Genomic DNA, 25034 nt, shown 5'->3' with positions numbered 1-25034 from the left:
GTGGTCAGAGAGTCGCGGGCTCTTGCCAGCGCAGGAGGCAATGCCCCATCGCCATGCCGCCGCCGAAGGCCGACAACAGCACGAGGTCGCCGTTTCGCAACGCACCTTCTTGACGTGCGACGTCGAGAGTCACCGGCACGGAAGCGCTGCCGACGTTGCCGTAGCGCTCGACGGTCCGGTGCATCCGCGCCCGGCTGAAGCCCGACTGCATTTCGAGCTCGTCCAGCAGCACGCCGTTGGGCTGGTGAGGAACCACGTGGGCAAGTTCGTCGGGAGTCGCGCCGGCCGCCTTGACTGTCCGCGACATCGCGGCCGGGACGTGATCGAGCACGAATTCTCGAACCTGCCTGCCCTGCATGCGAAAGAAATGCTGCTTGTCGTCGATCGTCCGCTGAGACGCGGGGAGCCGGCTTCCGCCGGCGTCGACACGGATGAGCTGCTGAAGGTCTCCTCGTGCCTTGAGCTCGATGTGCTGGATGCCGTACCCGTCGTCGACCTCCCCCATCACGGCCGCGCCCGCGCCGTCGCCAAGCAGGACCGCGGTGCGCCGATCCGTGAAGTCGAGCGAGCGCGAGTACAAGTCAGCGGCGATCACGAGCACCCGGCGTCGTGCGCCTGCGGCGATCAAGCTCTGAGCGAGTTCGAGTGCGTAGATGAAACCGCTGCACACCACGTTGATGTCAAACGCGGCCGCGTTCCACGCGCCGAGCAGGTTCTGCACCAAGAAAGCAGTAGGAGGCTGCGGAGAGTCCGGAGTCGACGTCGACACGACGATCATATCAATATCGCTGACGTCCAACCTGGCCGCAGCGAGCGCGGCGCGGCCCGCACGAGCCGCCAGGTCGGACGTCGCCTCGTCGTCGGCCGCGAACCTCCGCCCCTCGATTTTGGTCTTGCGCAGAATCCATTCCTCGTCGACGCCGGCTGGCCCCGCGACGATCGCGTTGGAAATCTCTCGTTCGGGCAGATAAGAACCGGTGCCGAGCACACCGATGGCCATACGTCTTCCCCTTCTCGAACCGACCGCGAGCCTGGCTTCGCTCGCCGTGTCACGACGGATATCGGTGAAAACCGATCCCGGTCTTCTTGCCGAGCAATCCGGCGTCCACCATGCGCAGAAGCAGCGGTGGAGCCACGTACTGGGATTCTCGGAACTCGTCGTACAGCGCAGCCGCGACCTGGGCGATGATGTCGAGCCCGATCATGTCGACCAGCGCCAGCGGACCCATCGGATATCCGCAGCCGAGCACCATGCCGCGATCGATGTCGTCGGCCGACCCCACACCGTCGTCCACCATCCGGACCGCGGAGAGCAGGTACGGCACCAGCAGTGCGTTGACCAGAAACCCGGCGCGGTCCGGCGTCCGCACCACTTGCTTGCCCAGCATCCCGGTGAGGAACGACTCAGCCCGCGCCACGGTCTGTTCGTCGGCAAGCAAGGTCGAGATCAGCTCGACAAGCGGCATCACCGGCGCCGGGTTGAAGAAGTGGGTGCCGACAACCCGGCTGGGCCGGGTGGTCGCCCGCGCGAGGCGCACGATCGGAATCGAGGACGTGCAGGACGCGAGCACAGCGTCGAGGTCCTCGACGGTCTTGTCCAGCTCGCCGAAAATCTCCTGCTTGACAGACTCGTCTTCCCGTACGCACTCGACGACGAACTGCCGGTCGGCCAATGCGCTGAAGTCGGTGGTCAACCTGACTCGTGCCAGTGCCGCCACTCGCTCAGACTCGGACAACCGTCCTTTCCGGACACTGCGATGCAGTGAATTCGCGAGCTTCGATCGCGCGCTGTCGACGGACAGCTCTTGCCGGCCGACCAGCACGACGTCGAGCTTCTTCCGGCCACACAGCTCCGCAAGGCCGACACCCATCAAACCGCACCCGACCACTCCGACCCGACGTACGTCGTCCACGCAAACCTCCCAGAGCGTCCGGCGGCTACCTCCTTGATTGGTACGCGGGACGGGGAGCTGCAGCTATCCGATGCACGCAGCAAGAAATCCAAGTGGCGAGCCGCAGCGCGATGCGGACCGCAGCGAACGCGCCACGGACTACACGCGCGGACTCTCGATAACAGCTCCAAAATCTCAGCCGGAACCACGCAGAAGCAGAGCCCGTTTCGCCGCCGAGTTTCGCGCGAAGCAGGCAGGAAAGTCGCCGGGGCGAAAACTCGCTCCTCGAATACCGGCCGTGAGAAATGCGGGGGGTAAGACTTGCCCGAAAGTACGCCACCACGACGGCGACCACAGGCGCTGCCTGACCAAACCGTGCGGCAGCTGCCGACCGCTCAGCGAGACCGAGTGAATCCGATTAAGTCAGCGGCCATCACATTCACCAATGCGCTGTCAGCGAAGGCGCACGATCAGTAGGCGTTGTTCAATATCTCGATAACCTCGTCCGCGCCGCTGACCGGCCGCGGGTTCGTCGCGACGATCAAATCGGCCATGGCATCCCGCGCCAGATCCGGGAAGCTGTCGCGGCTCACCCCGACGTCGCGTAGCCTCGTGGGCAACCCGAGCGACCGGACGAACCTGCGAATCAGCTCGGCAGCACCGACCTCGGCGGATTCGCCCATCTCGCGCGCGAAGATCTCCGCGATCTCCCGTTGCCGCGCCTCCGTGTGCGTGAGATTGAACTCGAGCACGGTCGGCAGCATGACGCACGAGGTAACGCCGTGCGGCACGTCGCAGCGGGCGCCCAGCTGGTGCCCGATGCCGTGGCTGAGCCCGAGACTGACGTTCATCAGACCGAAAATCGACTCCCAGGCCGCGACCTGACAGTGCCCGGCCGCATGCAGGTCGGAAGCGTCGCGCACGGAGACCGGGAGATACCGTGCCAGGCGGCGAAGCGCGTCGGCGCAGAGTGCGTCGGTGATCGGTTGCGCGTCGGTGGAGCACAGGCCTTCCACGGCATGGTCGATCGCACGGATCCCGGTCGACGCCCACAACTCGCGAGGGGTGTGCCTCGCCAGCTCGGAGTCGAGCACGACCATCCGCGGCGCCAAGCTCGGCGTGATGTAGAGATCCTTCACCTTGCGCACAGTGTCGGTGATCCCGATGATTCCGGTGAATTCGCTCGCCGACAGAGTCGTCCCCACCGCGAAGTGGGGCAGATGCGGCGCGCTCGCCGCGGGCATCTTGATCTTGTCCGGATATTCGAACACCACACGCCAGGAGAGCAAATCCTCCCGCGTGCGGACTCCCTCGGCGAGACACAACTGGACCGCCTTCCCGAGGTCGACCGCGCTCCCCCCTCCCACGCTGAGAATCCCGTCCGCCCCCGCTTCCCTGGCGGCGGCGGCCGCGGCGAGCACCACTTCGTCCGGGACGTGGGGGCGACCGCCGGTGAATACCCCGGCCACCCGCCCTCCGGTCGCGCGCGCGGCCGTCGTTCGCACGTCGATCTGCCGATCGAGGCTCGGCGACGCCACCACGAACAGCCTGCCCACCTCCAGCCGGGCGCACTCGTTCGCCAGCGAAGCCATCGCACCCGCGCCGAACAGCACCCGCTCCTGGGGAACCGAATCGAACCGCCCCGCGGGCGGAGGGGGCGTCGAAACCGAGCTGCGAGTAGGCATGGGACCTCCTGGAAGACGTGGTCATCGCGGGCGCGCAGGCTCAAGCTACGCCCAGTTTCAGCAAAGGCCAACCGGTTGACCTTTGCTGAGGACGGTGCGAAGCTAAGCCGGTGGACTTCGCGATACCGCCTGAACTCGCCCTGTTCGTCGACTCGGTCCGACAGTTCCGGGAGAAGGAGCTGATGCCGCTCGAGCCGGCTTTCCTGCGCGACGGCCGGCTGACTGCCGAGACCCGGACCGCGCTGGAAGAGACCGGGCGGCGCAAGGGATTCTGGGCGCTCGAGGCACCCGAGGAGTACGGCGGTCAGGGCATCGGAATGCTCGCGACCTGCCTGGTGTCCGAAGAGCTGTTCAAGCACCCGGCGATGTTCGAATTCGGCGGCAGTCCCGAACCCGTGCTGTACGAGTGCTCCGACGAGCAGAAGCAGCGTTTCCTCTTTCCGGTCATCAAGGAAAACCTCCGTTGCTGCTATGCCTTCACCGAGCCGGGCGGCGGGTCCGACGTGGCCGCGATCCGGACGACCGCGGAGCGGAAAGGCGACACCTGGGTCATCAACGGCGTCAAGACGTTCATCTCCTACGCCGAACGCGCCGGCTTCGTCATTCTTTTCGCGACCACCGACCGCGCACGGGGCGCGAAGGGGGTGACCTGTTTCCTCGTCGAGAAGGGAACCCCCGGATTCAGCTTGTCCCGCCCGATCCCGACGATGGGCGACGATTGGGAGCCGCACCAGCTGACGTTCGAAGATTGCGTGATCCCGGACGCCAACCGGCTGGGTCCAGTCGGCGGCGGCTGGAAGCTCGCTGTCGAGCAGCTGACGCACGGCCGCCTGAAGATCGCGGCCTACCAGCTCGGCATCGCACAGCGCTGCCTTGACATCGCCGTTGAATGGGCCAGAAACCGGACCACCTGGGGCAAGCCGATCGCGTCCAGGCAGGCAGTGCAATGGATGGTCGCTGACTCAGCGACCGAGCTCGATGCCGCGCGGCTGCTCACCTATCGCGCCGCGTGGCTTTACGACCAGGGCAAGCGCAGCGAGACCGAGGCATTCATGGCCAAGCTGTACGCGACCGAGATGGCGCAGCGAGTCACCGACCGGTGCTTGCAGATCCTCGGCGGCCTGGGCTACAGCAAGGAACTTCCGATCCAGAGTTTCTACCGGCAGGTGCGCGTGTGGCGGATCGGCCACGGCACGTCCGAGATCCATCGATGGATGATCGCCCGCGACCTGCTCGGCTCCGCGGCACGAGACTGAGGAGAAATCATGGACGTCGTCGGGAACCGGACGCTGAGCGACCTCCTGACCGAACGCGGACGGCGGTTCGGCGGCAAGAACTTCCTGACCTTCGTGGATCGCGACCGCTCCGTCAGCGAATACACCTACACCGACTTCGTCGAACGCGTCCAGCGCGTGGCCGCGGGCTTCGCCGCGTCCGGTATCGGGAACGGCGACAAAGTCGTCGTCCATCTGCCCAACTGTCCCGAGTTCCTCTTCTCCTGGTTCGGCCTCGCCTGGCTGGGAGCGGTCACCGTCCCGTCGAACGTCGCCAACACCGCGGCCGAGTTGGACCACGTCGTGTCCTTCTCCGACGCCACCGCCGTGATCACCACGGCAGAGTATGCCGCGCTGCTCGACCAGGTCACCGCAGGCAAACCGGCCATCCGGACCCGGCTGCTCGCCGGCGATCCGGTGCTCCGCTCCGGATGGGTGCCGTTCACGGAACTTCTGGACCACGGACTCGCCGCCGCGAATGCGGAGGTCGGTTCCGACGATCTTGCCGAATTGCTGTTCACCTCAGGGACGACTGCCCGGCCGAAGGCCGTCATGCTCACCCATGCCAACTGTCTCTCCGCCGGCGAGAGGGAATGGCGGGCACTCGGCCTGGACCCCGCCGACCGCTGCCTTACCGCGCTGCCGGCATTCCATGTCAACGCACAGACGCTCACGATCTTGTCCGCACTCACGGTGGGAGCAAGCTGCGTACTGCTCGCCGAGTATCGCGCGAGCAGATTCTGGGAGCAGGTGCGCGAACACCGCGCCACTGCGCTTTCCCTGGTCGCTATGCAAGTCCGCACGCTGCTCGCCCAGCCGCCCGGTGCCGCCGACCGCAACCACTCGGTGCGTCGGGTGATGTTCGCGATCAACGTGCTCGACGACGAGAAGGACGCGTTCGAACGACGGTTCGGCGTCGAACTCATCAACGGCTACGGGCTGTCGGAAGCGATGACGATCGTGACGATCGCGCCGGTTCACGGCGAGAAGCGGTGGCCGTCGATCGGGCTGCCCGCTCCGGATCGGCGGGTGCGCATTGTCGACGAGCGCGGAGCCGACGTCGGGACCGGCGTCGTCGGCGAACTCATCGTCGGCGGCGTTCCCGGGCGCAATCTCATGCTGGGCTACTACAAGGACCCCGTTGCGACAGCGGAAGCCCTGCGGGATGGCTGGCTCCATACCGGAGACAACGCCTATGCGGACAAGCTCGGCTACGTCTACTTCTTCGACCGCCGCAAGGACGTGATCAAGGTCGCCGGCGAAAACGTCTCCGCGAGCGAGGTCGAGCGGGTATTGCTCACCCACCCTGGCGTGGCCGAAGCGGCCGTCGTCGCGGCGTCGCACGCTATTCGTGACGAAGTGCCCGTAGCGTTCGTCGTCAGCGCTCCGGGCAGTGCGCCAACGGCTGCGGCGCTCATCGAATACTGTGCGCAGCACCTGGCGAAGTTCAAGGTGCCCGCAGAAGTGACGATCATGGATGCGCTTCCGAAGACCTCGGTCGGCAAGATCGAGAAACGGTCTTTGCGCCAGCAGCCCGACGCTGCGAGGGCACTCCGATGACCGCGATGACCGCCCACTACCACCGTCTGCGGGACGAGCTGGGCAAGGTGTGCAGCGCTGACCTCGGCGTCCTGACGCAACGCGACATGGACAGGTTCTCCATCGCCGCCTGGTCACCGCACAGTCAGGCGGCCACCGCGCCGCCGCTCTTTCTCAGCTCGGTCATGGGGTGGGGCGCGGGCCCGCCCGAGGAGGAACTCGACACCGACGGAACGTCGAGTTCGGACACTCGCGGACTGGCTCTGACCGGCGTGCGGCTGATGGGCGCGGGCCAGAACCTGGAATTCCACGCCCCCGTCCGCGAAGGCACCCGGGTAACCGCGCGCACCAGCCTCCGGGACATCGAGCTGAAGCGGGGCCGGACCGGCCAGCTGCTCGTGCTTTCCATCGAGCGGCAGTTCACCGACGAGCACAGCCAGTTGCTGGTCACCTGCCAGGAAACGTTCATCGCACGCTGAGGAGCCCCATGACGAGATCGCGGACAGCATCGACGCGCCGGTTCGAAGCCGGAGCGCCGGTCGCGCCCTACACCGTCCGGCCCACCACCGTGCAGCTCTTCCGCTTCAGCGCGGCCACCTGGAATGCACACCGGATCCATTACGACGAAGCGTATGCCCGCAGCGAGGGGTACCCGGGGGTGCTGGTGCAGTCCCACCTCCACGGCTGTTTCTTGGCCAATGCTCTCCTCGAGTGGGCAGGACCGGACGCCATGCTGAGGTCGCTGAGCTGGCGGAATCGCCATGCGGCAATCGCAGGCGACGTTCTGACGGTCACCGGCCACGTGATGTCAGCTGAGACCGACGGAGCCGAAATGCTCGTCGAGGTGGAAATCGCCGAACGCGACCAGCGCGGTGCCCTGTGCGTATCCGGGCACGCAGTCGTCCGGGTGCCGGGACAAGCAGGTGCGCAATGAAGCTGCGTCTCTACCGGACGATGTCCCTGATCCGGCAGTTCGAGACCGCCGCGTCCCGGCTGATGGCATCCGGCGAGCTGGCCGGCTTCCTGCATCTGTCGATCGGGCAAGAGGCAGTCGCGGCGGGTGTCTGCGACGCGCTGGACCGCGACGACTACCTCACGACGACGCATCGCGGACACGGACACTGCCTCGCGAAGGGCGCGAACGTCCGGCAGATGATGGCGGAACTGTTCGCCCGCGCCGGCGGCTATTGCGGCGGGCGGTCGGGCTCGATGCATGTCGCCGACCCGGCGCTGGGGATCCTCGGCGCCAATGCCATCGTCGGAGCGGGAGTGCCCATCGCGCTCGGCGGCGCTTTCTCGGCCCAAGTGCTGGGGGATGCCCGGATCGCGGTGACGTTCTTCGGAGAAGGCGCGGTCGCCGAGGGCGTGGTCCACGAGTCGTTCAACATCGCGGCACTGTCGAAGCTGCCGATCGTCTTCGTATGCGAGAACAACGGTTACGCCGAAATGACACCGGTCGAGACTCACCTGCGCGCCGCATCTGTCACCGAATACGCGCGTCCCCACCGGATGCCGGCAGAAAGCGTGGACGGCAACGACGTGCTCGCGGTCCGGGACGCGGCGCGGCGGGCAGTGGAACGAGCGCGAGCCGGAGAGGGGCCGACGCTGCTGGAATGCCGCACCTACCGCTGGCACGGCCATTTCGAAGGAGACGCCCAGGGCTACCGGAACGCCGAGGAAGTCGACCAGTGGAGGACGCGGGATCCGCTCCTTGTCCTGCGCGCGCACCTGGACGGCACCGGTGACCAGCTGGACGCTATTGACCGTGCCTGCGCGGACGAGGTCGCTGACGCCATCGCGTGGGCCCGAGTCCAGCCTGACGCTTCTCCTGACTCACTGACCGCACACGTCTACCGCTCGAAGGAGGTCGTCGCATGACGCGCCGCAAGTACTGGCAGGCGATCAACGACGCGCTGCGCGAAGAACTCGCTCGCGACGAACGCGTCGTGCTGTTCGGCGAAGACGTGGGTGCACCCGGCGGCCCGTTCGGTGCGACCAAAGGACTGTTCGACGAATTCGGGCCGGTCCGGGTCCGGGACACCCCGATCAGCGAGGCGGCGTTCACCGGCATGGCAGTCGGTTCAGCAATGGCCGGACTGCGCCCCGTCGTCGAGATCATGTTCCTCGATTTCCTGCCGCTGGCGCTGGACCAGCTGGCCAACCAGGCGGCCAAAACCTGCTACCTGTCGATGGGCCATTACTCGGTGCCTCTCACCCTGCGCACCATGTGCGGGGCGCATCTGGGCGCCGGGCCTCAGCATTCGCAGAATCTCGAAGCGTGGCCGGCGTCGGTGCCCGGGCTCAAGGTCGTGTGGGGCGGGACCCCTGCCGACGCCAAGGGACTCCTGAAGTCCGCCGTCCGCGACCCCGATCCCGTTGTCGTCATCGAAAGCGCGGGGCTCTGGTCGGCCCGCGGCGACGTACCCGACGACCCCGACCACGTGGTTCCGCTCGGCGAAGCCGCGATCCGCACTCCCGGCACGGACGTCACCCTGGCGTGTTGGGGCGGCATGGTTCCCCGCGCCGACGCCGCCGCAGCCGCGCTCGCTGAAGACGGCATCAGCGTCGAGGTGCTCGACCTTCGCACTCTGCTGCCGATGGACTCCGCCCGGATCCTCGCCTCGGTCGCCGCAACCGGCCGTTTGGTGGTCGCCCAGGACGCGACCGGCCCGGGCAGCGTCGGCAGCGACGTCATCCGGATCGTGGCCACGCAAGGATTCGGGTCGCTGCGCACCGCGCCCGAACTCGTGACGCCGCCCTTCGCACCAGTGCCATTCCCGCCGTCGCTCGCACAGGCGTATTTCCCGCAGGAGAGCGAGATCGTCGCCGCGGTCCGCCGCGTCATGTCGAAGGAGACCGTCGTCGCATGAGTGAAATCGTGGTGCCCAAGTGGGGCTTGACCGTCGAAGAAGTCACGATCCTGGAGTGGTACAAGAAGCCGGGCGACCCGGTGGCTGCCGACGAACCGGTCTGCCTCGTCGAGACGGACAAGGTGACCCAGGAGATCGTCAGCCAGGTCGACGGCACCGTCCTCGAACTGCTCGCGGAGGACGGCGACGAGGTCCCGATCGGCCAGCCCATCGCGAAACTCGGTCCCTGAAAAGGGAATCAGTCCGCCGCGTTCCGAACGTGAAGGGGTCCAAGGCTGTCGCATCACGGATCGCCACGGGTGCCTCGCCAGCTCTATAACTGGCTAAGTGACCTACGCCTCTGCTGTTCACGACGGACCACGCGCCCCCGGCCTGTACACCTACAGCCCCAGGGTCAGCTCTTGGACGGTGCGCGCGGACAAGCCTGTTTCCTACGAGATCCGTTTCCGCCCCGATGTTCTCGCGCCTGATCACCCCGACCTCGCGTCCGCCGGCGGCACGGTCGCCGGTGCGCGCCGCCGCATCGTCGTCATCGACGAGAACGTAGACCTGCGCTACGGCGACCGTGTCCGGAAGTACTTCAAGCATCACGAAATCGACGCGACGATCACTGCGATCCCCGCCGACGAAACAGTGAAAAACTGTGACACGGCGACACAAGTGATCCGGGACATCGACAGGTTCGGCATCGCCCGGCGCACCGAGCCGATCATCGCCATCGGCGGCGGCGTGCTGATGGACGTCGTCGGCATGGTCAGCAGCCTCTACCGCCGGGGAACCCCGTTCATCCGGGTGCCGACCACGCTGATCGGCTTGGTCGACGCCGGCGTCGGGGTAAAGACCGGCGTCAATTTCGACGGGCACAAGAACCGGCTCGGCACCTACCACCCGGCAGACCTCACGCTGCTGGACACCTCGTTTCTCGCGACACTCGATCATCGCCACATCAGCAACGGCCTCGCCGAGATCCTCAAGATGGCGCTGATCAAGGACGCGCGGTTGTTCGCGCTGCTCGAGCGATCCGGTTCCCGTTTGCTGGCCGGGAAATTCCAGGACGACAGCGGTGAAGGCGTCGAGGTGCTCACCCGCGCGATCCACGGGATGCTGGACGAACTGCAGCCCAATCTGTGGGAAGCGAAGCTGGAACGCGCAGTCGACTACGGACACACATTCAGCCCCACCGTCGAAATGCGCGCGCTGCCGGAACTTCTGCACGGCGAAGCGGTCTGCATCGACATGGCGATGACAACGCTGATCGCCTGGGACCGCGACCTGTTGAGCACCGAACAGCGCGACCGCATCTTCTCGGTCATGCGCAAGCTCCAGCTGCCCACCTGGGATCCGGTACTCGAGCCGGACTTGCTGACGAACGCACTGCGCGAAACGGTCCGGCACCGCGACGGCAAGCAACGCCTCCCCCTGCCGCGAGGTATCGGCGACGTCGTGTTCGTCAACGACGTCACTCCGCGGGAGATCGAACTCGCGCTCGTCCGGCAGCGCGATCTCGGCACCAGCCACGCCGACCTGAGGGGAGGACCCCACGGCAATGGCCACCAACACCCCACGCCTCTTCGTGGCCGCGGCGAGTGAGAGTGAAGGCTTCCGCAGGACGGTCACCGTCGCGCTCGCCCACCTCGGCAGCGGAGACCGGCGCGTGACCAAACAGGCCGCCGTCGTCAGCGCGGCAGAACATTCGTGGCCGGACACCTTCGCGACACTGGCGGCTCGTGCCAACGCGTTCCTCGACGAGGCAGTGCCGGCAGCTGAAATCGAGCTTGTCCTTGCCCCGCGGATCGACGAGCTGACCGGGGAACTCGGCCGGCGTCTGACCGCTCGCGAAAGCACAGACGACGGACCGAAGCCTTGGACGGACGCGGACACCGTGCTCTTCCTCATCGACGCACGGACGGCAGCACCCGGCGACGACGTCAACGCCCGGCTCGAAGCGGCGCTGCACTCGCTCGACCGTCTGCAGCAGAAGACCGGGCTGGGACTTTCGCCGTACTCTGTGCTCGTCTACGACGACCACGACGAAAGCGCCGTGTATTCGCACGCCGGCTGCACCGCACGCAAGACCCCCGACGAAGCATGGGTGCTCGCAGTCGATGCGATCCGTGCATTCGCCGACCTGGTACAGCTGCGGCACGCCAACGCACGCGCAGTCCTGCCGCAGACGGAAGTCCCGGCGACTCTCGCAACAGCCTTGACCGACTTCCTCACCGACGAGTCCGGCGAGAAATGGGGACTGCACTTCTTCACCGGCTCGATCGTGTCCAAGGTGATCCAGGATGCGACGACGATTGCCCGTCGCGCAGGCAATCCAGTGCTGCGGGGCCCTAGCGAACACAGTCTCGCCTGCGGCGCGCTCGCACGCTGGCAGCTGCGGGAAGCCCCTTTCCTGATGGTCATGACGGCGGGCATGGTGGACGAACTTCGCGGCACGCTCGCGAACCTGCGCGACTCACAAGCCCGCGGCTTCATCGTGATCGGCGAAACCGAACCTGGGCAATGGCAGCCCTTCCAGGGAACCGTCCACGACCACGAGGACGCCCGCGCGGTGTTCGCCGCCCGGCGAGTTCCGTGCATCCACCTGACAGATCCCGCCCGGATCTCGCAAGACCTGCAGGCCGCGTTTCGTGCTTACCACCAGCGAAGCGGCCCGGTGGTGCTGCTGGCCTCGCCAACCGTTCTTGCCCACGCCGGCGGAGTGGAGCTGCCGAAGCCGACGTCCGGCGTCGCTCGCCCCCAGGTCTGCGAAGATACCGTTGATGCCATCGCGCGCATCGTCAACACCGAGCAGAGTGTGCTGGTCTGGCAATGCGGGCATCTCGCCGAGCCCGAACGCGAACTTGTCCATCGCCTGGCGCGCCTCGCCGGAATCGCGCTCACCGATTCTCTCGGCCGTCCGGGCACCGTCGCCCGTTTCCATCGCGGCAAAGCAGTGAAGGAGTACCTCGGCACGCTGAGCCTCTACGGATCTTCGCCGGCAGTGTGGCGGCTTTTGCACCCGTCCGGCAAGTCCCTGGGCTACGACGAGCACGCGATCTTCTTCCTGAAGAGTCGGATCCCCGACCTGGCGACGCCGTTCAGCGAGAAGGCGCTCTTCACCCGGTTACGGGTCGTCCAGGTCACCGACACGCCGCGGCACATCGCGCCGTTCACCGACCTGCCGGTCGTCGAGGACCTGCACTCCTTTCTCGTCCGGTTGAGCCGGCGCGTAGCTCCCGACGCGGAGGTCGTCCGGTTCCGGCGAGAGGCGATAGCCGCGGCGCTCTCCGCTCCTCCGGACCCGTTGCGCGACGTCCCCACCATGCCGATGACGCACGAGTACTTCTTCACCCAGCTCAACGGGGTGCTCGAAAACCTGATCCAGCACAACGGATATCGCTACACCGGGTTCTATGACGTCGGCCGCGGCGGCGTCTCCGCGGTGCGCAACCTCTCGAGAACGGGCGAAGGGCTGTCCGGCTGGTACGGCCGCGCGCTCATGGGCGATGCCTTGCTCGGCATCCCGGCATTGGCACTCAGCGAACAGGGAAACATCCTCGCGTTCATCGGCGACGGGGCCGCCGCATTGGTGCCGTCCTTCCTCCCGAGTCTTGCCCAGCAACTGCGGTACGAGTCCGGCCGAGTCGACGGCAACGTCACCATCTTCACACTGCTCAACGGCGGGTTCTCGATCATCCGCTCCTACCGCGAACTCCAGCACGCGACAACTGCCGACGCGCAGATGTCGCTGCTCACCCAGGTGGAGGGCGGCTGGAAACAGCAATGGGGCGGCACGACCGTCACCCATGAGCGGCTGACGACCATGAATGCCGAGCGGATGAAGGAACGGCTGCTCGCTCCGGCCACCGTCAACCTCGTCTCGGTGTACCTGGCGCACGAGAACGAGGGCGACAGCGTCATGCCGGCGTCCCGCAAAAACTGGCGGATGCCGTGACCGTCCGCGACAACGGGAGGTAACCGCGTGGATTTCGAAATCCCCAGCGAACTCGCGCTGTTCGTCGACGGCGTGCGGCAGTTCCGCGAGCGCGAGCTGATGCCGCTCGAGCCGGACTTCCTGCGCGACGGCCGATTCAGCACCGACCAACGGGCGGAGCTCGAGAACCGGGCCCGCCGGCAAGGTTTCTGGGCCCTCGACGTACCCGTCGATTACGGCGGCCAAGGCCTGAGCACTCTCGGCACCTGCCTGGTTGCCGAGGAGTTGTTCAAGCACCCCGCCATGTTCGAGTTCGGCGGCAGCCCCGAGCCGGTGCTCTACCACGGAACCGATGACCAGAAGGAACGCTACCTCCACCCGATCGTCAAAGAAGACAAGCGCTGCTGCTACGCCTTCACCGAACCCAGCGGCGGATCCGACGTGGCAGCAATGCGCACGACCGCGGCCCGCAAGGGCGACGACTGGATCATCAACGGGACGAAGACGTTCATCTCGCACGCCGAACGGGCCGACTTCGTGATCCTCTTCGCCACCACCGACCGCACGCTGGGTGCTCGGGGGGTAACGTGCTTCCTGGTCGACATCGACACTCCCGGATTCACCCTGTCCCGCCCGATCCCGACAATGGGCGACGACTGGGAGCCGTTCGAGCTGGCCTTCGACCACTGCGTCGTCCCGGACGCCAACCGTCTGGGCGACGTCGGCGGAGGCTGGGCATTGGCCAATGACCAGCTCACCCACGGCCGCCTCAAAATCGCCGCATACCAGCTCGGCATCGCCGAACGGTGCCTCGACATCGCCGTGGAATGGGCGAAGCAGCGGGTCACCTGGGGCAAGCCCCTGGCAAGCCGGCAGGCAGTGCAGTGGATGCTGGCCGATTCGGCGACAGAGCTGGAAGCCGCACGATGGCTCGTGTACCGCGCCGCCTGGCTGGCCGACGAAGGCCGCCCGGTCAAAACCGAGGCATTCAAGGCAAAGCTCTGCGCCACCGAGATGGCCCAACGCGTCACCGACCGCTGCCTGCAGATCCTCGGCGGCCTGGGTTACAGCAAGGAACTCCCGATCCAGAGCTTCTACCGGCAGGTCCGGGTGTGGCGCATCGGGCACGGCACCGCGGAAATCCACCGGTGGATGATCGCGCGAGATCTTCTTGCATGAACGATCCCCCAGCGAGTTCCCTATTCCGCACCCAACAGGCCAAAAATCTAAACGTCACCAAGAAGGGCAGCAATGGCAGTCGAACGACACCTTGATTTCGTCGAAGAAAAATGGAGGGACAAATATTTCGCACTTAGCCTTCGCTATCGCGGACAAATCAAACAAGAGCAGATGAAAACAGCATACGAGTCACTCTTCTCCCGTTACGCTATCATGCGCTCTATAATCGTAAACGAAGGAGACCGGGCGATTCTGAGACTTCCAGAAAACCACTTCCCAGAATATACATTCCTCCATGGAGGATCCGACCTACTTCGAAGCGAGCTACGTTATCAAACTCGTTCGCCCAACGGACTGTCACGGCTCATCATTGTCCAGGATGAAACTGGCGGACACATTGCCCTCCAGCAGAACCATGCAGTCTTCGATGGGCCGTCGACACAGCACCTTATTCGAGAACTCTGGAGGGCCTACACCAGAATAATTAGCGGACACAAGATATCATTCCTCAAAAAATCGAAGCTGACTCAGCCCCCTTCGAATTTCATGCTGGGAGTATGGAATGCGACCGATCGCATGATCCTCGAACTAGATGCACAGACTGCCAGCCCACTTCCCGAATATCACACCCCAATGACAATACATCGAACGACGCGGCTACCAGCGACGGCAACAGCCAATTTGATCAGCGCTTCACGCAAGCACAAGGTGTCACTGCATGGCATGATCTGCGGTGCGTTACTGAAGTCATTTAGTGCTGCACGCGAGAGTTCCGGCGCTGAAATCATGACTTGCTATTCTCAGGTCGACTTTCGAAATCGAGTAACGCCGCCAATCGGACCAGTCGACACCGCGCTCGTCGATTTCAAGCACCGGGTCGACATTGCAGTCGGACCGGAATCGACCTCTCTCGAACTCGCCAAAGAAGTCAAGAAATCCTTGCAGCAGGAGCTTCGTCGCCGGACAACGAATAGTAGTGCCGAGACGGCACTCCTCGCCGAAAACGCCCAGACCAGTCCGAGGGAAAGGACCTTGCAAGTTGGCAATGCGGGTCTCATTACACACTTTCAGACCCCACCCGACCTAGAAATACTGGAGCTTACCCTTCTCTCCGAGGTTGCGGTAAACGACACTATCCCGATAAACCACGCAGATTTCACAGCTTTCACCTTTGGCGATCGACTGTCGATCGATGTGCGATTTCCGTGCGATATTTTCAGCGAGGGCGACGCGCGAAAGATCGAGGATGCTTATGTCCATGAATTAGCAAATGCGCACCGATATTTGACCACTTGACGACCGCAATTCCCCGCACTAGCCACGTACGCAGAGAGATCCAAGCTTCTCAGCATAGCCAGGTGCACATAAATTCGCGAACTGGATCCGTCAGGCGATTCGCGACCCGGAAGACGAAGGCCAAGCAGTCTTGGCCCGCTCGAACAACGGCGGTCCTCCGACAAGTTCATGCGAGCGATGACATGCAACAAGTGATCCGTTGGAAACGCCATCGAGCGTAGGCCGTCTTGTGCGGCAGATGTCGATCACGTGCGGACATCGGAAGGCGAACGGACACCCCCCCGTTCCGGTCGTACGGACTCCGACTTCGACTCGGCGTCGGGCGATGCGCCGGCGCTGTTGTTCGTCCGGATCCGGGACAGGCGCTGCGTCGAGAAGGGACTGTGTATACGGATGACTTGGATGGTCATACACAGTCGCAGCATCGCCCTGCTCCATGATCCGGCCACGATAGAGAACGACGATCCGATGTGACAGATAGCGGACAACCGAGAGATCATGGGCGACAAACAAGTATGACAACCCCAGCTCTTGCTGAAGCTCGCGGAAAAGATTGAGAATTTGTGCCTGGACCGAGAGGTCCAGAGCGCTGACCGGCTCGTCGCAGATCACAAGTTTCGGATGGACCAACAGGGCACGGGCGATGGCAATCCGCTGGCGTTGCCCGCCCGAGAACTGGGCAGGATAGCAGGCAGCCGAGTCGGCAGAAAGGCCGACTCGTTCCAACATAGAGTTCACTCGTTCCGTGACAACAGCCGCTGGCAGAGCGCGGCCGCGCAGCGTTTCGGCCAGTGTCTGCCCGATCGTTCGCGTCGGGTTCAACGAACTGTAGGGATCTTGGAATACCACTTGCAGCTGCTGGCTCGCCTGCCTCCGGCGCCGATGGGAGGCTTGTGTCATTTCGACACCATCGAACAGGATCCGGCCGCGGGTAACCGGGGTGAGGCCGAGCACTGCGCGACCGATAGTGGTCTTCCCCGATCCTGATTCGCCAACCAGACCAACGGTTTCCCCCTTCGCGATCTCGAGGTCTACGTTATCGACCGCCAGCAAGGGCGGCCTGCTCCGACCGACGCGAAACTGTACGGTGAGTCCCTGCACGTCAAGTATGCGGTTGGGGATCTCGGCAGGCGTAGTTTCGTTGTTCATCGCACTCCAGCCCTTCGCAGCGTCCAGTCAGTTCAAGGCAATTCGCTCAGGCGGATGCACCGAGCCTGACGGTCCGGAGCTGGCCCTTCAAACGGGATCCACCGGTCTGCGCACGCCTCGGTCGCATAGCAGCAGCGAGCTTGAAAGTGGCAACCGGCAGGCCATTGCCCCGGTCGAGGCACGTCCCCTCTAATGGACGGAAGCACTGCCGTGGTGATCGCCCGATGCGGGTTCGCCGCAAGGAGCGCCCGTGTGTATGGATGTAAAGGTTCGTGGAACATCGGGCCGAGGGGGGCTTGCTCCACGATCTGCCCGGCGTACATGACCACAGCCCGAGTGCAGAGGTCAGCGACCACTCCCCAGTCATGAGTGATCATGAGGACCGCCATATCCCGCTGCACCTGGAATTCACGCAGCAGGTCCAGGATCTCCGCCTGGACGGTCACGTCCAGTGCCGTCGTTGCTTCGTCCGCGATGAGCAGCTTGGGCTCGCCGGCCAGCGCGCGGGCGATCGCCACCCGCTGCGCCATCCCTCCCGAGAGTTCGTGCGGATAGCGTCTCGCAACAGCCTCTGGGTCGGGCAAACGCACCTCGCGCAGAAGTTCAATGGCCCGTTCCCGCGCCCGCTGCGGCGACACACCCTGATGCTTTCGGACAGCCTCAGCCAACTGCCACCCGACCTGAAATCCAGGGGTCAGGCTGACCATGGGATCTTGCGATACCAGGCCGATCTGCCGTCCCCGCACCCGACGCAACTCTCGCTCACTGAGTTCCGCCAGATCCCGGCCGTCAAACCAAATCCGTCCAGCTTCTATCTGTCCGGCGCTGGGGAGCAGACCCATGACAGTCATCGCCACTGTCGTCTTTCCGCACCCGGACTCGCCGACGATGCCCAGCGCCTCGCCTCGCTCGATCTTCACGCTCACGTCTTCGAGTACTGCACTCGGCCCAAACCTGACGCAAAGGCCTTCAACCGCGAGCAGCGCCTCCTCGACTGGCAGGGACCTGCGCTCGCACGACGCTCGCCGCTCCCCGGACTGCCGTGCTTTCGGGCGTGAATGTCTTCCGAGGCGAGCAGAAGGTGACCAGCTTTCTGTCGTCGCTTCCAGAACCACGTCGCCGAGCACACCAAGCGCCAGAATAGTAAAGGCCACCATGATGCCAGGCGGCCATATCAGCCACGGTTGCAGCACGATGGCCTTTGCCCCGTCCGCGATCATTCCCCCCCAGCTAGGCGCTGGTGCCGGCACCACCAAATCCAGGAACCCCAGGCCACTTTGCACCAACAAGGCAACCCCGGCCAACAGAGATGCTTGGACGATCACGACACCGGAGATCCGGGGAAGTACATGCCTGGTGATGATGTACGACCGGGATAACCCGGACACCTGAGCGGCAGCGATGTACAGCTCCTCACGAACCGGCAAAGTGGCGGAACGCACGACCCGCATCAATCCCGGCGCCGCAAACACCCCTAGGGTGATCATTCCTGCAGCCATGCTCTGCGGGAACACAGACAACACAACGAGGACGACCACGATCCCAGGCATCGAGAAGGTCATGTCTGCCAACCAGCTGACGATCCGATCTAGCCAACCGCCGAAGTACCCCGCCATGAGCCCGAACGGCACGCCAAGTGCGAGCACGACGACCAGTGCCTCGACCACTCCCACAATCGTGACGCGCGTACCGACCAGCAGGCGCTCCAAGACGTCCCTGCCTAATGAGTCTGTACCAAGCCAATGGTTGCCGCTAGGAAGTTGAAGTGCAGCCAGCAAGTCACCAGCGTGCTCATCAGCGACGTGTGGAAACAACAAGGGTGCCACTACCGCGACGCCTGCTAGCAACGCTAAGTAGCTCAAACACGCAACCGCTAGAGGACGATGCAGAAGGTTCGGTGACCTGACGCTGCCGACGGGGACAGTCGGCGTAATTGTACGACCGTAGGCTCTTTTTAATCTAAATCCAGTAAAGTTCAACGGACACGCACCTTTGGGTTTAACCACGTGTACGCGAGGTCGATGATCAAATTGATCAACACAACGATGATTGTGTAGTAAACGACGACGCCCTGAACCATAGGCAGGTCGTGCCGGATCGAAGAGGTGACTGCGAGCGACCCGACGCCAGGTAATGCAAAAACAGATTCGATCACGACCGCGTCACCGAGTAGTCCAATAACTTGCACGCCCAGGACGGTGACAACCCGAATGGAGGCAGTCTTCAAGGCATGCCGAAAGAAGATCGACGACGGCGAGATCCCGTTCGCCCAAGCCATCCGGATACACTCGCTGCCCAACGCGTCAAGCATCGCTTCGCGGGTCTGTTTCGCTACCGCCGCAACTCCGCCCATTGACAACGCAGTCACAGGCAGAGCGAGGGACAGAAGCCAATCGCGAGGCGACTGCTCCAACTGCACGTAGCCAGTCGCCGGGAACCACCTCAACTGTACCGCAAAGAACATAATCAGCATCACACCCAACCAGAACGAAGGGATCGCAAATCCCGCCAGAGCGAAAGCGTCGACAGCCCGCCCCAGCAGACCACCGCGGACCGCGCTAAACACTCCAATGCTCACCCCTGCAACGAGCATGACCAGTAACGCGCCGAAAACGAGCCATAAAGTGACCGGAAGCCTGCTCGCAATCGAGGTCGTGACGTCCGGGCCATACAAGGACGTCCCGAGGTCGCCCGTAACGGCATGCCGGAACCAGTTCCAATACTGCTCGTAGATAGGCCGGTCGAGGCCAAGCTGGTGACGGAACCGGACGTAGTCGCTGGGCGATGCGTTCAACCCAAGGATTTGCCGTGCGGCGTCACCCGGCGTCAGTGAGACGAGCACGAAAGTCAAAGCAGTTACCACGAAAAGCAGCACGACAGCCAGCAGCATTCGGCGCACGACCAGTCGCACGGCAGGCGCGCACAGCATTGTCTCCATACGACGCCGCAGGGACGGCCCGGTCCGTCGGCCCACAGCCCCCGGCGTTGCAGGTGCGGCACCCCTCGCGACGTTCACTGCGGTGTCCATTTGATCGGGTTAGGGTGCAACATGTTGACGCTATACTCGACATTCTTGACCGCTGATGACGTGTACAGAATAGTCTCACTGGTGAAAATCGGAATCACCATAGCTTGCTCGGTGATACGTTCTGTCATCTTCTGCCAGTAGGGCGTCGGATCGGCGGCGACGTTCGCCTGTGCGGCCAGGCTTTCGAGTTCGCCATCCTTGACATGGAACGTGTTCATCGGAGCATCCGGCGATATCAACGTGGTATAAGAAATCGGCATCAAGGTCACCGACCACTCAGAATGAAGAACAGGCGTCGTGCCGCTAAATGCCTCCTGAACAAACTCTGAATCAGTGGTTGCCGCCTTGACATCAAGTTTTATCCCAACTTTACCCAAATCTCTGGCGATTGCCTGTGCACCTTGTTCACCGTTCACACCTTGAGCAACGGAAGTTACGACTTTCAGGGTAAATCCATTAGAATACCCTGCTTCAGCAAGAAGCGCGCGGGCCTTCTCCGGGTCAAATGAATAGTAATTTCGATATTTTTCAGCCCACCCATCGATGGTGACCAGCGCTGACGTCGGCCGGCCGTACTTTCGGACGAGAGCCCGAGTGATAGTCTCACGGTCGATCGAGTAATTTATCGCCTGCCGAACGCGTACATCCTTCAATTGCGGCGCAAGCCGCCCAGCAAGATCTTCAATGAACATCGCGTTGATCGAATTGGGTGCCCGAACGAGGCCCAGACCAGCTTTCTCGGCAGCATCAGCGGTGCCTAGGCTTCCATACGCCACGTCAAGCTGGCCAGTCATGGCCGCCTGCAGCATCGCAGTATCATCGGGGATGATTCGGACCGTTACCTTACCGTATTTGATGGCAGATTGGTCGTAATAGTTCCTATTTGGAACAAACGAATAATGATCGTTGGCAACCGTGCCAGCTGGGTCGAGAACATAAGGCCCAGCTCCCGCCGGTACCGTGTCGAGGGCAGATGGCGTCGCCAACCCCTGAGGCGATATCACAGATCCCGCTGGCACCTGGTCGGACAAGAGGAATGGCAATATCGGATTTCCCTCGGCCAAATACAGAAGCACAGTCTCGCCGGAGGTGGCCTCAACTTTGTCAATTTTTCCGATATTACTTGCCAGTGGACTGTTCTTTAAGAAATATTCCAGCGAAGCTTTTACTGATCGAGCATCCACCACCTCACCGTTGGCAAACTTGACACCCTGCCGAAGAGTCAGCTCGAACTGCCGGTTTCCGGATCCGAGAAAACGCCACGACGACGCCAAGCCGGGCGCAAACGAGCCGTTCGGATTTCTGCGAATCAGCGAGTCGTAAGCAAGAACACGCAGCACGTTTCCTGGACTGTGTTGCGCCTTACCTGGATTAAGCGTGCTGCCCGCATCAGGAAGCCCTATTCTCAATTCCTCGGAATCGCGTTGCCCCGAACCTTCCTTTCGCCCGCACCCCGCCACAGCCAGGATCACGGAAGAGCATGCTCCAGCCAGAACAACTCGCCTGCCTACCGACGCCATTGACGTGCTCCTCTACTGCGTCACTCAGTCACCGAATCGGCTACCCACTCGCTTTCCACAGAAAACCGGTCGAACTCCAAACCTGCTATCAGCATGGAAAAATCGTCCTCAGTATCGCAAATAGCATCTTCGTCAAGCTTTCCGAGGTCTTTCCAGCAGTCGGCACCACGCCAGGTCCGCGGGTTTCTCCCGACCGGCCATGCCGCAGATTTGAGGACGACATGCCGGTGAAGACTCGGCAACCGTCGAACATTGGGGACATGGATATCAAAGTAGTAACGATCTATATTGGATATTTCCCGACCATCCGGAATATGCCATGTTCCACGATCGACAACATAGTTAAATGTTTCGCTATTCGTTCGCGACAACTTCTCCTCTGCCCGATATTCTTCAACGATATCAAATACGTCGGTCTGCAATCCGGAGATTGACAACAGGAACCCGCCCGCCAAAATCGACTTCCACTCATCCGAAGCCATCGCATCATCTAGATCTGCATAACTGTCGAACCATAGGTCCTCCCCTCGCCACACCCGTGGCTTATCCGAATGAATACCCAGAAGGCCCGGGAGGAGATCATCGACTGGAATTGCCTTTAATACGACATGCCGGCGCAGTCTGGGAAGTCGCCGGATACCGGGCACGTAAACGTCGAGGTAGTAGCGATCGATCGCGTCCGGAAGTTCGCCATCAGGAATATGCCAGGTGTTACTTAGCTTGATCATGGTTCCCCTTATCGGTACGGTGACTCGCAGCTTCAAAAAGTAGCGACCACATTGACAGGGCTACCGGTACCTCCGACGATCCGCAGAGGATCAAAAGTAAACAGGAAGTCCCAACGATCCAGTTCCACACAGATGGAGGCCACCTCCTCGAAGTCAGCGTTGTCTATCGTGCACAGCCCCATTGCCGCAATACCAATGTAGTGCAGAGGCAGGGGAATCACGTCATAGCCGGACGGCAGCACATCGTGGGCGGTATCAGTCGCCGTTACTGCTATTCCTCGTTCGTGTAGCCACGGAAGGCAAGCCGCGTGAAAGCCGGCTTGACCGGCGTCATCGCTACCTCTCGATCCCCCTGTACGCATTCGACGGCCGTTCCCGGTGCGCAGAAGGAGCGCGTCACCCTCACTGACTCGCAGGCCGACACGTTCCTCTGCCGCTTCGAGATCCTCCGGAAACACACCGTCGCCCGGCTCGAGCCACTTCACACCCCGCGTTGCGGCAATGTCAAGCAAAACGCCACGGGTAAACACTCCGTCGCGCGCCGCGGTAATGTCGTTTACGGTGGCTCCTCGCTCCGAGGTCACCAGCGCGGCGGACTTCCCGTTGTACATCCGGCCGTCCCAAAACATGTGGCAGAGCGCGTCCACGTGAGTCTGGTAATGGACGGGCAAGGAGATGTGCTCACCCGCCCAGGCGCCCCGGTGCCCGTCGCCCTCGTGGTATTTGATCGGCGGTGGCAGGACTCGGTTATGTTCGGTCAGCCCCTGACCGGTTGCCGACATGAAGCGGTGCATGGGGCCGGCCCAGCTGGACTCGATGTCCCGACTGCAGGACACACGGATGCCTTCCCGCACTAATCTCGCGGCGCGCCGCCGGACCTCAGGAGTGATCAAGTTCAGCGTTCCTCGCTGATCGTCATCTCCCCAGCGTCCCCAGTTCGACAGCGTGTCGAACCAGTCCAGGACCTCACTCTCCAGAGGCAACTTCTCCATACGGGACTCCTTTGTCCGGCAAGGTCCGTCTTCAGTTCGCCGCACGCACCTCGAAGCGACATCGCTACGCCGAAGGTTAAGCACCTCATCGGTTTTGGTCAACCGGTCGACCTATGCTACTCTACGTAGCATAGGTCGGCCTTCCAACTCACCGAGTCGTGCGTGCTCTACTATTGGCGAACCGGTCGACCGATGAAGTGAGGACACCGTGGCATCAGTTCCCCTGCCCAAGCCAGAGAGCCGTCAGCGGCGCGAGGGGCCGGGCGTCGCCACCACCCGAAGCCTGATCGACTACCTGCTCTCCGGCGAGGTGGAACCCGGCCAGAAGATCCCGTCCGAACGGCAGCTGGCCGAGGCGCTGGCGGTCGGGCGATCGACTATCCGGGAGGCGATCAAGTCGCTGGAACTGCTCGGACTCGTCGAGCAGCGGGTCGGCGACGGCACCTACCTCAGCGGATCGAGCTCCGAACTCCTGCCGCAGGTCATCCAGTGGGGTCTGCTGCTCACGGTGCACGAACGCGACGACATGCTCGAGGCTCGCCGGCACCTCGAAGTGCTGCTCGCCGGCCTGGCGGCGGAACACCGAACCGACGAGCAGCTGGCGCGGCTGCACGAGCTCGTCGAGCAGATGCGCGCGGCTTCCGACGACCTGGACCGCTACGTCGAGGCCGACATCGCATTCCACCTCGAAGTCGCGCGCTCGAGCGGCAACAGCGTGCTGGTCGGCGTCCTCACCAACATCCAGTCGCTGCTGCACGTCTGGGCCTCGCGGGTAATCCACACCGCGGGGGAAACCGAAACGTCGCTCGCCATGCACGAGCCGATCCTCAAGGCCATCGACGCGGGAGACCCCGCGGCCGCGCGTGACGCCATGCGGGCGCATATGGACCGCGCGATTCGACGGCTGCGTGCCGGCCTGCCTTCGCTGACCGGCTCTGTCGCCAACTGAGACGCCGGCACCGCAGGCACCGTCCGGAGACTTGCGGCAGGCGAACGTCGAGTAGCCGCGGTGCCAGCGGATCCCGTCCTGCTTGCGGCCAGGATCCGCTGGCGCCGCGTTCTCTCTCCTCAACGGACCGGGTTAATGTGAACCACCGGGCGGCACTGCCTCCCGTGCGATCACCACAAGGTTTGCCCGCCTTCGACAGCGAGGTTGTGCCCCGTCAGGTAATCCGAGGCTTCGCTGGCGAGGTACACGACGGCGGCCTGCAAGTCCGTGACCTCTCCGAGGCGCCCCATCGGGATGTCCGCGACCCACCTTTCCACCAGGGGCGCGAGCGCGGGATTCGTCTCGATCAAAGCGGTGCGAATGATCCCGGGAGAAATGCAATTCACCCGCACTCCCCGGTCCGCCCATTCGGCGGCCAGCGTCCGGGTCAGCTGCACTACGGCAGCCTTTGACGAGTTGTACGCCGCCTGCTTCTGCGGGTGCGGAACGATCATCGAAGCCATCGATGCCGTATTGATGATCTTGCCGTACCCCTGCCCCAGCATTACCTTCGCCACAGCCTGACAACAGGCGAAAACCGCGCGGGTGTTCAGCGCGAAGACTTCGTCCCATTCGTCCATCGGCGTTTCTTCCGCCGCCGAGTTGCGATTGACGCCGGCGTTGTTGACTGCGATATGCAACCCGCCCAGCGATGCCTGCACTTGCTCGACCATTTCGCGTACCTGAGCCGGGTCGGTGACATCGACGACCAGGGCAGCGGATCGAGCACCCTTGGTCGCCAGCTCGTCCGCGACCGTCTTCGACCGGGCAGGGTCGACGTCCACGACCGCTACCGCTGCTCCGGCCTCGGCGAGGGCGTGGGCAAACGCGCGGCCGATCCCCTGCCCGGCCCCGGTCACCAGCGCGACGCGACGGTCGAGCGCAAGCCGTTCGAGGATCTTCTTGTTGCCCAGGCCGTGATACACGACGTCGCCTTCAGCGGTCCGGCTGGAAAATTCAGTCATCGTCTCT

Annotated in this window: 22 protein-coding genes; 12 read left to right on the top strand and 10 right to left on the bottom strand. The window is 63.5% G+C overall.

Going from position 1 to position 25034, the window contains the following annotated elements:
- Positions 1-4: 4 nt before the first annotated feature.
- The 3 genes from CU254_RS12890 to CU254_RS12880 form a co-directional block, all read right to left on the bottom strand.
- Positions 5-1000, bottom strand: a complete 996-nt coding sequence (locus tag CU254_RS12890) for a 3-oxoacyl-ACP synthase III family protein (protein WP_009076296.1) — start codon at positions 998-1000, stop codon at positions 5-7.
- 49 nt (positions 1001-1049) lie between these two features.
- A complete protein-coding gene (locus tag CU254_RS12885) occupies positions 1050-1913 on the bottom strand; it encodes a 3-hydroxybutyryl-CoA dehydrogenase (RefSeq protein WP_009076295.1) in 864 nt (287 codons plus the stop codon).
- 449 nt (positions 1914-2362) lie between these two features.
- Positions 2363-3577, bottom strand: coding sequence for an iron-containing alcohol dehydrogenase (locus CU254_RS12880; RefSeq protein WP_009076293.1), 1215 nt, complete (start codon positions 3575-3577; stop codon positions 2363-2365).
- Positions 3578-3687: 110 nt separating this feature from the next.
- On the opposite strand from CU254_RS12880, the gene CU254_RS12875 reads away from it, so the two are divergent.
- The 11 genes from CU254_RS12875 to CU254_RS12825 all read left to right on the top strand — a co-directional run bounded on the left by CU254_RS12875 (position 3688) and on the right by CU254_RS12825 (position 15657).
- Positions 3688-4833, top strand: coding sequence for an acyl-CoA dehydrogenase family protein (locus tag CU254_RS12875; RefSeq protein WP_009076291.1), 1146 nt, complete (start codon positions 3688-3690; stop codon positions 4831-4833).
- A 9-nt stretch (positions 4834-4842) separates the two neighbouring features.
- Entirely contained in the window at positions 4843-6411 is a 1569-nt protein-coding gene (locus CU254_RS12870; protein ID WP_009076289.1) for an AMP-binding protein, read from the top strand.
- A gap of 5 nt (positions 6412-6416) precedes the next feature.
- The gene (locus CU254_RS12865; RefSeq protein WP_158688020.1) at positions 6417-6869 is read left to right on the top strand and encodes a MaoC family dehydratase N-terminal domain-containing protein; all 453 of its coding nucleotides are present in this window, start codon (positions 6417-6419) and stop codon (positions 6867-6869) included.
- A gap of 8 nt (positions 6870-6877) precedes the next feature.
- Positions 6878-7324, top strand: coding sequence for a MaoC family dehydratase N-terminal domain-containing protein (locus CU254_RS12860; protein ID WP_009076286.1), 447 nt, complete (start codon positions 6878-6880; stop codon positions 7322-7324).
- Positions 7321-8268 carry a thiamine pyrophosphate-dependent dehydrogenase E1 component subunit alpha gene (locus tag CU254_RS12855; RefSeq protein ID WP_009076284.1) on the top strand — a complete coding sequence of 316 codons (948 nt, stop codon included), beginning with the start codon at positions 7321-7323 and terminating at the stop codon, positions 8266-8268. Before CU254_RS12860 ends, CU254_RS12855 begins: the two co-directional genes overlap by 4 nt.
- A complete protein-coding gene (locus CU254_RS12850; RefSeq protein WP_009076282.1) occupies positions 8265-9260 on the top strand; it encodes an alpha-ketoacid dehydrogenase subunit beta in 996 nt (331 codons plus the stop codon). The genes CU254_RS12855 and CU254_RS12850 overlap by 4 nt, the downstream gene beginning before the upstream one ends.
- The gene (locus CU254_RS12845) at positions 9257-9490 is read left to right on the top strand and encodes a lipoyl domain-containing protein (RefSeq protein WP_037713502.1); all 234 of its coding nucleotides are present in this window, start codon (positions 9257-9259) and stop codon (positions 9488-9490) included. The genes CU254_RS12850 and CU254_RS12845 overlap by 4 nt, the downstream gene beginning before the upstream one ends.
- Before the next feature lie 97 nt (positions 9491-9587).
- Positions 9588-10850, top strand: coding sequence for a sedoheptulose 7-phosphate cyclase (locus CU254_RS12840; protein WP_009076280.1), 1263 nt, complete (start codon positions 9588-9590; stop codon positions 10848-10850).
- Positions 10807-13203 (top strand): hypothetical protein, encoded by a 2397-nt coding sequence (locus CU254_RS12835; RefSeq protein ID WP_009076279.1) that lies wholly within the window; start codon positions 10807-10809, stop codon positions 13201-13203. The genes CU254_RS12840 and CU254_RS12835 overlap by 44 nt, the downstream gene beginning before the upstream one ends.
- A gap of 27 nt (positions 13204-13230) precedes the next feature.
- Positions 13231-14361 (top strand): acyl-CoA dehydrogenase family protein, encoded by a 1131-nt coding sequence (locus tag CU254_RS12830; protein ID WP_009076277.1) that lies wholly within the window; start codon positions 13231-13233, stop codon positions 14359-14361.
- A 72-nt stretch (positions 14362-14433) separates the two neighbouring features.
- Positions 14434-15657 (top strand): hypothetical protein, encoded by a 1224-nt coding sequence (locus CU254_RS12825; protein ID WP_078560773.1) that lies wholly within the window; start codon positions 14434-14436, stop codon positions 15655-15657.
- Between the two features lie 90 nt (positions 15658-15747).
- Here the strand turns inward: CU254_RS12825 and CU254_RS12820 are convergent, their stop codons facing one another.
- From CU254_RS12820 to CU254_RS12800, 6 genes are all read right to left on the bottom strand, one after another.
- Positions 15748-16806: an ABC transporter ATP-binding protein gene (locus CU254_RS12820; RefSeq protein ID WP_078560771.1), complete on the bottom strand. Its 1059-nt coding sequence runs from the start codon at positions 16804-16806 to the stop codon at positions 15748-15750.
- Between the two features lie 32 nt (positions 16807-16838).
- On the bottom strand, positions 16839-18515 hold the full coding sequence (locus tag CU254_RS12815) for a dipeptide/oligopeptide/nickel ABC transporter permease/ATP-binding protein (RefSeq protein WP_199841131.1): 1677 nt from the start codon (positions 18513-18515) through the stop codon (positions 16839-16841).
- Positions 18516-18781: 266 nt separating this feature from the next.
- Positions 18782-19735 (bottom strand): ABC transporter permease, encoded by a 954-nt coding sequence (locus CU254_RS12810; protein WP_037717044.1) that lies wholly within the window; start codon positions 19733-19735, stop codon positions 18782-18784.
- Between the two features lie 83 nt (positions 19736-19818).
- Entirely contained in the window at positions 19819-21306 is a 1488-nt protein-coding gene (locus CU254_RS12805) for an ABC transporter substrate-binding protein (protein WP_158688019.1), read from the bottom strand.
- A 68-nt stretch (positions 21307-21374) separates the two neighbouring features.
- The gene (locus tag CU254_RS42985; RefSeq protein WP_009076266.1) at positions 21375-22082 is read right to left on the bottom strand and encodes a hypothetical protein; all 708 of its coding nucleotides are present in this window, start codon (positions 22080-22082) and stop codon (positions 21375-21377) included.
- Positions 22083-22114: 32 nt separating this feature from the next.
- Positions 22115-23074 carry a cyclase family protein gene (locus CU254_RS12800; RefSeq protein WP_009076264.1) on the bottom strand — a complete coding sequence of 320 codons (960 nt, stop codon included), beginning with the start codon at positions 23072-23074 and terminating at the stop codon, positions 22115-22117.
- Positions 23075-23282: 208 nt separating this feature from the next.
- On the opposite strand from CU254_RS12800, the gene CU254_RS12795 reads away from it, so the two are divergent.
- The gene (locus CU254_RS12795) at positions 23283-24023 is read left to right on the top strand and encodes a FadR/GntR family transcriptional regulator (RefSeq protein WP_009076263.1); all 741 of its coding nucleotides are present in this window, start codon (positions 23283-23285) and stop codon (positions 24021-24023) included.
- 170 nt (positions 24024-24193) lie between these two features.
- Here the strand turns inward: CU254_RS12795 and CU254_RS12790 are convergent, their stop codons facing one another.
- Complete coding sequence (locus CU254_RS12790) at positions 24194-25027, bottom strand: SDR family NAD(P)-dependent oxidoreductase (RefSeq protein WP_009076261.1); 834 nt, start codon at positions 25025-25027, stop codon at positions 24194-24196.
- Positions 25028-25034 lie beyond the last annotated feature (7 nt).

It is taken from the genome of Amycolatopsis sp. AA4 (assembly GCF_002796545.1).
Lineage (GTDB): Bacteria > Actinomycetota > Actinomycetes > Mycobacteriales > Pseudonocardiaceae > Amycolatopsis.
Note: the sequence above shows the minus strand (reverse complement) of the source record. Positions and strands in the feature narration are given on the sequence as shown.